The organism is Thermostichus sp. OS-CIW-31, from assembly GCF_054060305.1.
Window position 1 is genome coordinate 1 of record NZ_JBSSDA010000025.1, and the last position, 12,874, is coordinate 12,874.

5 protein-coding genes and 1 pseudogene are annotated in these 12,874 nt (G+C 57.0%); 1 reads left to right on the forward strand and 5 read right to left on the reverse strand.

Features of this window, described 5'->3' with window-relative positions; all coding sequences use genetic code 11:
* Window positions 1–98: 98 nt before the first annotated feature.
* The 5 genes and pseudogenes from ACVWY9_RS12490 to ACVWY9_RS12510 all read right to left on the reverse strand — a co-directional run bounded on the left by ACVWY9_RS12490 (window position 99) and on the right by ACVWY9_RS12510 (window position 7,946).
* Window positions 99–1,775, reverse strand: coding sequence for an NAD+ synthase (locus ACVWY9_RS12490; protein WP_457388705.1), 1,677 nt, complete (start codon window positions 1,773–1,775; stop codon window positions 99–101).
* A 49-nt stretch (window positions 1,776–1,824) separates the two neighbouring features.
* On the reverse strand, window positions 1,825–5,034 hold the full coding sequence (locus ACVWY9_RS12495) for a sensor histidine kinase (RefSeq protein ID WP_457388674.1): 3,210 nt from the start codon (window positions 5,032–5,034) through the stop codon (window positions 1,825–1,827).
* A 210-nt stretch (window positions 5,035–5,244) separates the two neighbouring features.
* Window positions 5,245–7,116, reverse strand: a complete 1,872-nt coding sequence (gene uvrC / locus ACVWY9_RS12500; RefSeq protein WP_457388676.1) for an excinuclease ABC subunit UvrC — start codon at window positions 7,114–7,116, stop codon at window positions 5,245–5,247.
* Window positions 7,117–7,379: 263 nt separating this feature from the next.
* Window positions 7,380–7,562, reverse strand: a pseudogene (locus tag ACVWY9_RS12505) (IS1/IS1595 family N-terminal zinc-binding domain-containing protein); the annotation flags it as partial.
* Between the two features lie 168 nt (window positions 7,563–7,730).
* Window positions 7,731–7,946: an IS630 transposase-related protein gene (locus ACVWY9_RS12510; protein WP_414329292.1), complete on the reverse strand. Its 216-nt coding sequence runs from the start codon at window positions 7,944–7,946 to the stop codon at window positions 7,731–7,733.
* A 285-nt stretch (window positions 7,947–8,231) separates the two neighbouring features.
* Here ACVWY9_RS12510 and ACVWY9_RS12515 point away from each other — a divergent pair, with 285 nt between their 5' ends.
* Window positions 8,232–12,839: a glutamate synthase-related protein gene (locus tag ACVWY9_RS12515; RefSeq protein ID WP_457388678.1), complete on the forward strand. Its 4,608-nt coding sequence runs from the start codon at window positions 8,232–8,234 to the stop codon at window positions 12,837–12,839.
* The last annotated feature ends 35 nt before the right edge of the window (window positions 12,840–12,874 follow it).

The following is a 12,874-nucleotide window of genomic DNA, read 5'->3' on the forward strand; positions in this document are numbered from 1 at the left end:
TCTCGTTTTGACAAATTGGCCAGGAACTTCTTGAGTTTTCTCTATCTCGTCAGTGCTCTCTTTTGGCTCAAATGAAAGATCAACACAACCTAGTTCCATTAGATGATCCCTTCTTGACGCTTGGCGATTGGCATCCGCCAGCCGGTGCCGAAGGCGCGATCGGTGATGCGCAGCCCAGGGGGAGCTTGGTGTCGCTTGAACTCGGCTTTTTGAACCAGCCGCAGCACCTGCTGCACGATGTCGGGATCGAACCCTTGAGCCACCAACTCGGGGCTGGACTGATGCTGCTCGATGTGCCGCTGCAGGATCTTGTCCAGCAAATCGTAGGGGGGCAAGCTGTCGCTATCTTGTTGGCCGGGTCGCAATTCCGCTGAGGGGGGCTTGGTCAGAGTAGCAAGCGGGATCCGCTCCTGCTGTCGGTTGATCCAGCGAGCCAAGCGGTACACCCAGGTCTTGGGCACATCGGAAATCACCGCCAGGCCGCCGGACATATCCCCGTAAATGGTGCAGTAGCCCACTGCTAGCTCTGATTTGTTGCCTGTGGTCAGCAGCAGCCGCCCGAACTTGTTGGAAAGGGCCATGAGGAGGGTGCCGCGAATGCGCGATTGCAGGTTTTCTTCCGTGATGTCTGGGGGGAGGCCGGCAAAGGGCTCTGCCAAAAGCTGGTGGTAGCTCTCCATGATGGACTGAATCGGCAGCTTCAGGGTCGGGATCCCCAGGTTTTGCGCCAGTTGGTAGGCGTCGGTCAGGCTGCCAGGGCTGGAATAGGGAGAGGGCATGAGCACCCCCAGCACCCGCTCCGGCCCCAAAGCATCGGCAGCAATCACAGCAGTGACGGCAGAATCGATCCCCCCCGACAGGCCCAATAGCACCTCGCGAAAGCCACATTTGCTGACGTAATCGCGGGTGCCCAAAACCAAGGCTTCGTACAGCTCGGCTTCTGGTTCGGTCGGCCAGCGGGATCCCGCGGTCGGTGGGCTCTGGTCTGGGTTGGGAGACTGCGTCAACTCGTCCACATCCAGGATGAGGTGATCCGGCTGAAAGGCAGCCGCTTGGGCCACAACCCGACCCCAGCGATCCAGGGCGCAACTGGCCCCATCGAAGATCAAATCATCATTGCCCCCCACCTGATTGACGTAGAGAATGGGCAGGGCGTGCTTGCGGGCCAGGGATCCCAGCATCTCCACCCGCAACTTCTGTTTGCCTAGGCTGAAGGGGGAAGCCGAGAGGTTAATCAGCAGGTCGGCACCGCAGCGGGCCATCTCTTCCACCGGATCCCAGTGGTAGCGGCGGTGCTGCCAAAAGTCGCGGTCGTTCCAAATGTCTTCACAAATGGTAAAGCCCAGGCGGCGGCCACGGTACTCGATGGGTTGGGGCTGGGATCCCGGCTCAAAATAGCGATCCTCATCGAAGACATCGTAGGTGGGCAAGAGCGACTTCTGAAACCAGTGGCGGATCTGGCCCCCCTCCAGCCAGGCAGCAGCATTGTAAAGGGGCCGACCCTCAGGCAGAGGATTGGGCTGCACGGATCCCACGACCACCGGAATGCTGGCCTGTAACCGGCTGGCCAAGTGCTGCAAAACCTGGCTTGCCCTCTCGACCAGGGCCGGATAGAGCAACAAATCGCGGGGTGGATATCCCAGCAACGCCAGCTCGGAGGTGATGGCCAACTCTGCTCCCGCCGCCGCCACTGCCTCAACCGCTGAACGGATGCGCTCGGCATTTCCGCTCAGATCGCCGACGATGTAGTTCAGTTGCAACAGCGCTACCTTCACCCTGCCCCCCATATGGTAAATCTCACCATAAGTGGCCCAAACCGAATCGTCAACAAGATTCTGCTGCGGGCAAGCGAAGAATAAACGTGGTTTGGTGGGCAGTGCTTTCCACCTGCAAAGAGCCGCCCAAGTGGTTGGCAATGGCTTGGGCCAGGGCCAATCCCAAGCCTGTTCCCCCCTGCTGCCAGGGATCCGAGTGGGGGATGCGATAAAACCGCTCGAAAATGCGTTCTTGTTCTTCGAGGGGAATGGTGGTGCCCGTGTTGGTCAAGCGCAGCTCCCAGCGGTCGGAACCTAAAGCAACAGCCTCTAGGACAATGTGTTCGCCGGCGGGCGTAAATTTGTGGGCATTGGTCAAAAGCTCACAGACCAAGCGTTCCAACAGGCGAGGATGGGTGTGCAAATAGGGCAAGTGGGGATCCCAGTGAACTTGTAGAGTTTGCTGCCGCTTGCGCATCTGGTCTTGGAACCGATTGATGAGAGGTGCCAAAAGGAAAGGCAAGTTAACCTTCTCAGAGGGCAGCGTAAGCCTATCGCCCAACAAAGTTTGTAGATCCAGAAGATCGTTAATTAGGGAGATCTTTCGCTTGCACTCCTGCTCCAGAACCTCAAGATATTGAATTTGCTTAGGGGTAAGGGGGGAAGTTTGATGGCTTAACCTTAACAGGTGAACCGAGAGGTTCATGCTGTTGAGGAGAGTGCGCAGCTCGTGGGAGACGGCGGCCAGGAAGTTATCCCTAATTTGGCTGAGCTTTTTCAATTCCGTCACCTGAGCCTGGCTGCTGAGGTAGAGCCTGGCCTGTCGCAGGGCAATCGCACACTGGGCCGCCATTTGCTGAGCCAAATCGATTTCCCAATCGCTAAAACTCTCCTCAGGAGGCCGAGCCAGCCACAGATCCCCAAGAATGCCCTGATCGTCCGCAATGGGGCAGGCCAGCTTGGTCAGATAGGGGGGCAGAGTGTTGGGATCCCGTTGACGATCCCGAGCGCACAGTTGAAAGCACCAGCCTCGCCATAGCTGTTCGTAGAAGAGGGGAAAATCTTTCATCTGAACCCGAGCGCCGATCCCAGAGGTCGAAAGCGTCGTGTATTCATAGCTGATCAGGGAGTAGGTTCGGCGGCTATCGTAAAGGCCAACATTGCAAAAAAGAACGCCCAAAAATTTCCCCAGCTCGTTCACAACCGTCTGCAAGATCTGCTTTTCGTCCAGAGTTGCCCGTATCTGATGGGTAAGGCGGCGCAGAATCGATTCAAACTGTAGACTGCGTTCCAGTTGCTGGGTTCGCTGTTGCACCAGGGCTGTTAATTCAGCTTCTCGTGTTTGCTGGGCCAGCTCCAGGCGCTTGCGCAGGGTGATATCGCGCACCAAAACAATGGCCTCATCCGGCCCAAAGGGCAACAGACGGGCCTCGCGATATTCCGGCAATGCTTCCGCAGTGTCTTGAGAAGTTTTGGGAAGCGGATATTCAATAACCTGAATTTCTCCCGTTTGAAAGGCTTTCTCTAGCAAAGGGGCAAAGTAGGTTTTCCAATGCTCTGGAAACAGATCTTGAATGTATTGGTTGAGATAGCGGTCATCGGGATAGGCGGATGCAAATCCTTTGGGGGGCTTGTAGGACAGGATTAGCCCTTGCCGATCCACCTGCAGAATCATGTCTGGAATCACTTCGTAAAGAGCGCGGTAACGTGCTTCGCTGCGGGCCAGATCGGCCAAACTTTCTCGCAGGTGAGTTTCGGCCCTTTTTCGCTCGGAAATGTCTTCTAGAAATTGAATGGCAAACAGAGGCTCGTTTTGAGCGTTTCGCACTACAGACAGTTGCAGGCGAACCCAGATCTCTCTGCCATCTTTACGGCGGATCACCTTTTCATATTCATAGTTGCTAGCGTATCCGGCAATCAATTCATTCCAGAGTATCTCGCCCCGTTCTCGATCTTCAGGATAGGGGGTGTAATCTTCCGCTTTCAGAGCTGACCAATCTTCCTCGCTATACCCCGTAATCTCTGCCATTGCCGGGTTGAGGCTGAGATACTGGGGATCAGGATCCAGGCTCATCAGAGCAATCCCTTGGCTACAGAAGTTGAAGATCCCTTGTAGCTGGTTTTGGATTTTCTCAAGGGCGAATTTGACAGATCGGTGCTCGCTGATATCATCCAGGAAGTGAACGGCAAATAGAGGCTTTTGTTCTTCATCTCTAACAACATAAACCTGGGACTTTGTCCAGATGATTTGGCCATTCTTTCGGGTGTAGCAATGTTCCCATTCATAATGACTGCGCCGACCCTCGATCATCTCCTGCCAAAGTTTTTTTAGAGTTTCAACATCGGCCAAGTCTGGGATACAAGCCTCCAGAGGCAAAGCCTTCAATTCCTCTGCAGAATATCCTGTTATATCCTTGAGGGCTGAGTTCATGCCATGCGGACTAGCTTCTGGCTCAAGAGGCAGCAGAGAGATGCCCAAATTGCAGGACTCCACAATTCCCCAGAATCGCTGTTGAATCTCCAACAAGGCCAGCTCTAGCCGCTTGCGCTCGGTGATATCTTGAATGCAGCCAAGCACGCAATCTGCTCCGTGGGGAACCACGCAAACTTCCTGGTGACGGAGCTCCCCTGCTGAGTTGGTTAGGGGATATTCCAAGGTTTGCCGGGATCCGCTGCTCAAGCAACGGTCAATCAGCCTCTGCAGTTGATCGCCAACCTCAGAGCCGAACAGCTCTCCCACTGCTTTTCCCTGAATATGCTCTGCTGAGAGTGAAGCAAAATAAGTATTCTCCGGGGAAGAAATCAGCTCCAGGCATTGGCCTTCTCGGCTAAAAATCATCAAGGCTTGTGGAATAGCGCAAACCAGCCTTTCGTAGCGGAGCTGGCTCTCTGCAAGCGCTTGTTCAGCCCGCTTCTGTGCCGTGATGTCTTCCACATACCCCTCAAAACAGAGGGGATCCCCTGCCGGATTGCGGACGACTTGAATTTGTTCTCGCACCCACAAGTCCAAGCCCTTGCGACTGTGGATCAAAAACTCTTGGGCCACTCTCCCGTCGCCGACTTTGCCTGCAAGCAGATCCTGGAAAATCTGACGACGACCGGCAGCATCGACATAAAGACGATGGCCAAAATCCGACAGATGGCGCATCAGATGAGCGGAGGAGGCATAGCCATATATCTCGGCAAGCTTGGCATTGGCAAACCGGTATCGTCCCTGCAGATCCACACGAAAGATCCCAATGGGGGCATTCTCCAGGAGCACATCGAGTCCGGCCAACATCAGGATCCCCTATGTTTTCGCAAGCAGTACCAGGGCACTGAGAACACCTGTCCTTGGGATTATGTATCATTTCTGCCTTAAGCGATGTTTCCCGCACTACAAGTTCCCCCGTGATCTCGTAAAATTACGGGCGAGGAAGGGTGCTTAGGTTTCTGTGGATATCACCCCACCGAGTGCTGGGGGAGCAGGGATCCCTGTGCGGATTCTCAACTACTCCACCCCTGCAGTCTCCGGGGATCCCGCCTGAGTTTCCGGGTGAAAGTAGCGGTAAATCTGCCGGGCAATCTTCGGGCCAATGCCGGGCACTTGAGCCAACTGGTCTTCTGAGGCCACCTGAATGCGGGCAATCGACCGAAATTCTTCCATCAGCAGCTTTTGCCGATACTTGCCTAGGCCGGGGATCTCGTCCAGCGTAGAGGCATGCTGACGCGCTTTCCGTTGCTGGCGATGAAAGGCGAGAGCAAATCGGTGGGCCTCATCTCGCAGGCGTTGCAACAACAAGCGAGCCGGATCTTGGGCCGGCAACCGCAAGGGCACAGGATCCCCCGGCAGAAAGATCTCTTCTTCTCGTTTGGCCAAGGCAATCACCGGCAGGTGATCCAGCCCTAAATCTGCCAAGACGGCCATGACTGCCGACAACTGCCCCTTGCCCCCGTCGATGAGCACCAAATCCGGCTGATCCTCAGGGGTCATTTTGCTGAAGCGACGCCGGGCCACTTCTGCATGGCTGGCAAAATCATCGGAGTGACCGGGGCGCACCTCAGGGTTGCGAATCTTGTAGCGGCGGTAGTGCTGTTTGGCAGGCAGGCCATCGATAAACACCACCTGACTGGCCACAGCATCGGATCCCTGGATGTGGGAAATATCGTAGGCTTCTAGACGGCGGGGCACATCCGGCAAATCCAAGACTTCTGCCAAGCGCTCCAAGGCCGCGGCATCCCGATCCGCCAAGCGCTGAGTGCGGGTTAGCTCCAGTTGGGCATTCCGCTCAACCAACTCGATCAGCTCGGCTTTGCTCTGCCGTTGGGGGGCAACAAGGCTGACCTTGCGGCCTTTTTTCTGGCTCAGCCAAGACTCCAGAAAATCCCGATCCGGCAATTCATACTGGGTCAAAATTTCAGAGGGAATTTCCACCGGATCGCAGTATTGATAATGCTCTTGTAAAGCCCGCTGCAAGATAAGGCCTGGGTCGTCACCGCGGTTTTCGGCCACAAACCCCAGCCGCCCCACCAACTTGCCTGCCCGCACCTGAAACAATTGAATGCAGGCTCGTGAATCATTCATGGCCAAGGCCAGAGCATCACGGCTGACGGTAGAGTTAGGCAAAGAGACCTTCTGGGATTCTCCCAATTGTTCCAAACCGCGAATTTGATCCCGATATCGTGCGGCTGCCTCGTAATTTTCCTGTTCGGCGGCCTGGATCATCTTCTCCTGCAGCTCTCGGATCAGCTCATCTGTCTGGCCTTGGAAGATCATGGCCACTTGAGTCAGCGTTTTGCGATACTCTTCTGGGCTGATCAAGCCTTGGCATACCCCGGGGCAGCGCCCAATGTCGTAGTTCAAACAGGTGCGATCTTTGTACAGAGGTTTGGGCCGTTGGCGCAAGGGAAAAATTCGTTTGACCAGTCCAAGGATGTGGCGCAATAGACCAACATCCGTGTAGGGGCCATAGTATTTGTCTTGATTCCGATCAAGGCGACGATGGCGGGTGATGTAAAGCTGGGGATAAGGCTCCGACCAGGTAATACACAAATAGGGATACTTTTTATCGTCCTTAAGGAGAACATTATAAGGGGGCTGATGGGTCTTAATCAGATTGTCTTCTAGGGCTAGGGCTTCACTTTCATTGTCGGTTACGATAAACTCGATCTCGCAAACCTGAGCTACCATGCGCTGAATGCGAGGGGACAGGTCGCCGGTAAAGCGGAAATAAGATCGCACGCGAGAGCGCAACTTCTTGGACTTGCCCACATAGAGAATCTGATCTGTGGCATCTCGCATCAAATATACGCCGGGTTCAGCAGGAATCTCCTTGAGACGGCTCTCTAGAACGTCACGGCTGTGAATCAGAGGGACGGTCATAAAGTTCAGTTCTACCGGGTAGAGTCAGGGATCCCATGACTTCAATCTAGCAAGGATATGGCTTTTCTCGGCAACACTGACTCCAACCCATGTGGAGACACAGTCATTCTGAACAATCATTCTGAACAAGTTTGGGAAGCTCGTCCTGCTTTCAAGCTCCAACCTGCTAGCACAAATGGCAATAGCTCGTCGCATCGCAGGATCAAAGTACCTCTTTTGACGGGTAGACCTCCATGATTTGGGAAGGATAAGTTGATTTGTGATTAACATAATTTTGTCCAGAGTTCTGGTAGTTCATTTACATAAGATATAGCAGCAATGGAAAGTCGCTTAAGTTTATTAACTAGGGATATATTGACTTCTGAGACAATCTTTTGAGTAGATTCAGGTATAAATTGCCTGTGACAATCCTGGCATCGATAATGCTGCTTTCCATTATGGATCTTGTCGTATCTAAGTTAAAAGAATGACGGCTTGGGCAAGTCAGCATGAGCTTACTCAGAAACACGAAAAATCTAGGGTAATAGTATCATTGCTCCCAGAGCACCACCAGTATAGTCAATAGGGCAAGGGCTCCGTCCCGCTGGCGCGACCCGAATCTCTGAGCTCTATCCTTACAATTGAGCTCCTGGATCCTGGCCTATGTCTTGCTGCAGGGCGGCCAAGTCTATCTTTGGCTTCTGGGTCTTGACTTTTGTCGGCCTGAGGTCTTCTAGGTTCAGCCAGCGATAGACCGTTGCACGCCTGACTTTGTACATCTGTTGTACATCTGTGGGGTTGCCCTCTTCCTGGACATACCCTACGGCTGTCTCCCTACCGCAGTTCTCCACAGGGCCAGTTGCCAGCGAGCGGAGCCGGTGTGAGCTGGCGCATTCGCCCTAGCTTTCTCAGATCGTCCGCAGTCCGTCGGGGAAAGCTGCAGAAGAAACTCGAAAAATCTGTTCATGGCGAGCTTTTTTGTCTTTACTTCGCTGAGCCGATTGCCCCAACGGTTGCCCTGTTGGCAAGAGCCAGCCGTGACTTGAGACTGCCCCCCTTTTCCTGTCGGATTGGAGTGCGATATGCTGGTTTTCCACCTCTGAAAGCGTGATTTATTCCAAACTGTTTTTACTCCTATGAATCCCCATCCCTCTCAGGTCTCGGCCCCTATCCTGCAGGAAAACTGGCACTTTCAAGAGCGGGATGCTTGCGGGGTCGGCTTTTTGGTGAATCAGCAGGGGAGAGCCAGCCACGACCTCTTGCAGAAAACCCTTCAGGCCCTCACCTGTATGGAACATCGGGGTGGCTGTGGCGGCGACGGCCAGAGCGGTGATGGGGCGGGCATTGCAACGGCAATCCCCTGGTCGCTGTTGCAGGCAGAGAGGGAAGAAATTCGAGCTTGGGATCCCACTCACAGCGCGGTGGGGATGGTCTTTTTGCCTCAGGATCCTGCTGAGTGTCAGGCGGTGCAGCAGGTGATCGATGAGTACTTGACCACCACCGACTGGCAGCGGGTGGTTTGGCGGCAGGTACCGGTCAATCCCAATTGCCTGGGGCCGATGGCGCGGCAGACCATGCCCTCCATTTGGCAGATGCTCCTCACCCATCCCACGCTGGAAGGAGACGAGCTAGAGCAGCAGCTCTATCTGTTGCGGCGGCGCATTCGGCGGCGGGTAGAGGCTCGGTTTGGCTTTTATGCTCTGTATTTTGCCTCTTTGTCCTGCCGGGTCATCGTTTACAAAGGCATGGTGCAATCGTCGGTTCTGGGCCAGTTTTATCGAGATCTGCAAAACCCCCTCTACACCACCACCTACGCCACCTACCACCGCCGCTTCAGCACCAATACCCTGCCGCGTTGGTCGCTGGCTCAGCCTTTCCGCTACCTCTGCCACAACGGCGAGATCAACACCTACCTGGGCAATGTCAACTGGATGGCCGCCCGCGAACAAACCCTTTCCCATCCCCGCTGGGGTACAGCGGTCGAGGATCTGAAGCCGATTATTGACCCGGGCACCAGCGACTCGGCGGGTCTGGACGCTGTGTTTGAGCTGTTGATTCAGTCGGGCTACTCCACTCAGCAGGCGATGATGGTGCTGATCCCGGAAGCCTATCGCAACCAGCCGGAGCTTCAGGATCACCCGGAAGTGGTGGATTTCTACGAGTTCTTCGGCGGCCTGCAGGAGCCCTGGGATGGCCCAGCGATGGTGGTTTTCTGCGACGGCAAAACCATCGGGGCCACGTTGGATCGCAATGGCCTGCGCCCAGCCCGCTACGCTCGCAGCCGCGATGGTCTGCTGGTGGTGGCCTCGGAAGCTGGTGTGGTTCCTCTGCCGGAGACCGACATTTTGGAAAAAGGGCGGCTAGGCCCGGGGCAGATGCTGACGGTGGATCTGCAGAGCGGGCAAATCTGCAAAAACTGGGAGATCAAAACCCAGGTGGCAGCCCAGCACCCCTACGGCGAATGGCTCAAAGCCCATCGCGTTCAGCTCAGCACCCAAGGCTTTGAAAATACCCCTCACCTCTCGGAAGAACAACTGTTACAAGCCCAAACCGCCTTCGGGTACTCCTCAGAAGATGTGGAGATGATCATCGAGGAGATGGCGGCTACGGGCAAGGAGCCCACCTTCAGCATGGGGGACGATGCGCCGCTGGCTGTGCTGTCCACCCAGCCTCATCCCCTCTACGACTATTTCAAGCAGCGCTTTGCCCAGGTCACCAACCCTGCCATCGATCCCCTGCGGGAGAGCCTGGTGATGTCTTTGGATGTGTATCTGGGATCCAAGGGCAACCTGCTGGAGATCCGCCCTGAGCATGCCCGCCTGTTGCAGTTGCGCAGCCCGGTGCTCAACGAAGCGGAGCTGGCCGCTCTGCAGCATACCCCTTTTCCCTGCCACACGCTCCCGATTCTCTACCCGGTGGCTGCCGGCCCAGAAGGACTGGAGGTCCAGGTACGGGCCCTCTGCCAGCAGGCGGCTCAGGCAGTGCGGGGGGGAGCTGAGATTTTAATCCTCTCGGATCGCGGCCTTGATGCCGAGCAGGCTCTGATCCCACCTCTGTTGGCGGTGGGCGCCATCCACCATCACCTCATCCAGGAGGGGCTGCGCCTACGCGCTTCCCTGGTGGTGGAGACTGCCCAATGCTGGAGCACCCACCACTTTGCCTGCTTGATCGGCTACGGGGCCAGCGCCGTTTGTCCTTATCTGGCCTATGAAGCTGTGCGGCAGTGGTGGCACAAGCCCAAGACGCAAACCCAGATGGCTGCCGGCAAGTTGCCCCAGCTTTCCCTGGCCGAGGTGCAACTGAAGTACCGCGCCGCCATTGAGGCAGGGCTGCTCAAGATTCTTTCCAAAATGGGCATTTCTCTGCTCTCCAGCTACCACGGAGCGCAGATTTTCGAGGCCATTGGCCTGAGCCAAGAGGTGATCGATCTGGCCTTCCGCGGCACGGTGTCGCGGGTGGGAGGCATGACGCTGGCGGATCTGGCCCGCGAGGGCATGGTGAATCACCAGCGGGCCTTTCCCGAACTCACCTCGAAAAAGCTGGAGAACTTTGGCTTTATCCAGGCGCGGCCCAAAGGCGAATACCACATCAACAGTCCAGAAATGGCCAAACTGCTGCACAAGGCCATCGAATCGGGTCAGCCTGCCCACTATGAGATCTACAGGGCGCACCTGCGCAGCCGCACCCCCACCGCGTTGCGAGACCTGCTGGATTTCCGCAGCGACCGGGATCCCATTCCCTTGGAGGAAGTGGAACCGGTGTCGGAGATTTTCAAACGCTTTGCCACAGGTGGGATGTCCTTGGGGGCCCTCAGCCGCGAGGCCCACGAGACCCTGGCCATTGCCATGAACCGCATCGGCGGCAAGTCCAACTCCGGTGAAGGCGGGGAAGATCCGGAACGATACCTCCCCATCACCGATGTAGGCCCAGATGGCACCTCGGCCCGCTTTCCCCACCTGAAGGGGCTGCGCATGGGGGACAACGCCAGCTCGGCGGTGAAGCAGGTGGCCTCGGGCCGCTTTGGCGTGACACCGGAGTATTTGCTCAACGCGCGGCAAATTGAGATCAAAATTGCCCAGGGGGCCAAGCCGGGCGAGGGCGGGCAACTGCCGGGCAAAAAGGTCAGCCCCTACATCGCCAAGCTGCGCCGCTCCAAGCCGGGGGTGACCTTGATCTCGCCGCCGCCCCACCACGACATCTACTCCATCGAGGATCTGGCGCAGTTGATCTTCGACTTGCACCAGGTCAACCCCCAGGCACAGGTGTCGGTGAAGCTGGTGGCGGAGGTGGGCATCGGCACGGTGGCGGCAGGAGTAGCCAAGGCCAACGCCGACATCATCCAAATCTCCGGCCATGAAGGGGGCACAGGGGCTTCCCCCTTGAGCTCCATCAAACATGCCGGGGCACCTTGGGAGTTGGGCCTGGTGGAGGTGCATCATACCCTGCTGGAAAACGGCCTACGGCAGCGCTCCATCCTGCGGGTGGATGGCGGCATTCGCACGGGTTGGGAAGTGGTGATGGCGGCCATGCTGGGGGCAGAAGAGTTTGGCTTTGGCACGGTGGCCATGATTGCGGAGGGGTGCATCATGGCGCGGGTGTGCCACACTAACAACTGCCCTGTGGGAGTGACCAGCCAGAAGGAGGAGTTGCGCAAGCGCTTCCCCGGCACACCGGATCACGTGGTGACCTTCTTCACCTTTGTGGCGGAGGAGGTGCGCCAAGTCTTAGCGCAACTGGGCTACCGCTCTCTGAAGGAGGTGATTGGACGGGTGGATCTGCTCTGTCCGCGGGCCGATGCCGTTCTCCAGAAAACCCCATCCTTGAACTTGGAGTGTCTGCTGCGAACTCCCCCCGGTTTTGATCCCAACACCCTGCCCGACTGGTTGGAGCATGAGCCGGTGCATTCCAACGGCCCGGTGCTGGATGAGCAGATCCTGGCTCAGCCGGAGGTGCAGAAGGCGGTGGAGACCTGCGGCACGGCCACGGTGGAGATCCCTATCGCCAACACCGACCGCTGTGTGGGCGGGCGCATTGCCGGAACCTTGGCCCGCTTGTACGGAGATACCGGCTTCGCCCAACAGGGGGGGCAGTTGGATCTGCGCTTTGTCGGCAGCGCCGGCCAGAGCTTTGGCGCTTTTACACTGGCGGGGATGCGCCTGACCCTGACAGGAGAAGCCAATGACTACGTGGGCAAAAGCATGTGCGGGGGTGAGATCGTCATCCTGGCTCCCCCTGAGGCGCCCCGCGATCCGGCGGAAAATGTAATCCTGGGCAACACCTGTTTGTACGGGGCCACGGGCGGATCCCTGTTTGCCAACGGCCAGGCGGGGGAACGCTTTGCGGTGCGCAACTCGGGAGCGCAGGCGGTGATCGAGGGATCCGGCGACCACTGCTGCGAGTACATGACCGGTGGGGTGGTGGTGGTGCTGGGGCGGGTGGGCCGCAACCTGGGAGCGGGGATGACCGGCGGCCTGGCCTATGTGCTGGATGAGGAGGGCAACTTCCCCGCCAAGGTCAACGGGGAGATCGTGCGCATTCAGCGGGTGCAGACAGCAGCAGCAGAGGCACAACTGAAGAGCCTGATCCAAGAGCACTATCGCCGCACCCATTCCCCCAAAGCGGAGCGCATTCTGCAAAATTGGGAATCCTATTTGCCTCTGTTTTGGCAGGTGATCCCGCCTTCGGAGGAGGGCAGCGAGCTGACGGATCCCTTGCGATCCCAGCCGCTGGCAGTGGAGTCTTAAGGATCTCTCAGAGCCTGCCGGTAACACTTCTTATC

Coding starts and splice junctions, on each gene's coding strand:
- ACVWY9_RS12495 (WP_457388674.1), bottom strand. CDS start 5,034: ATGTTGGCCGGACTCGATGTGCTCCTGGAGAATGCCCCCATTGGGATC.
- uvrC (WP_457388676.1), bottom strand. CDS start 7,116: ATGACCGTCCCTCTGATTCACAGCCGTGACGTTCTAGAGAGCCGTCTC.
- ACVWY9_RS12515 (WP_457388678.1), top strand. CDS start 8,232: ATGAATCCCCATCCCTCTCAGGTCTCGGCCCCTATCCTGCAGGAAAAC.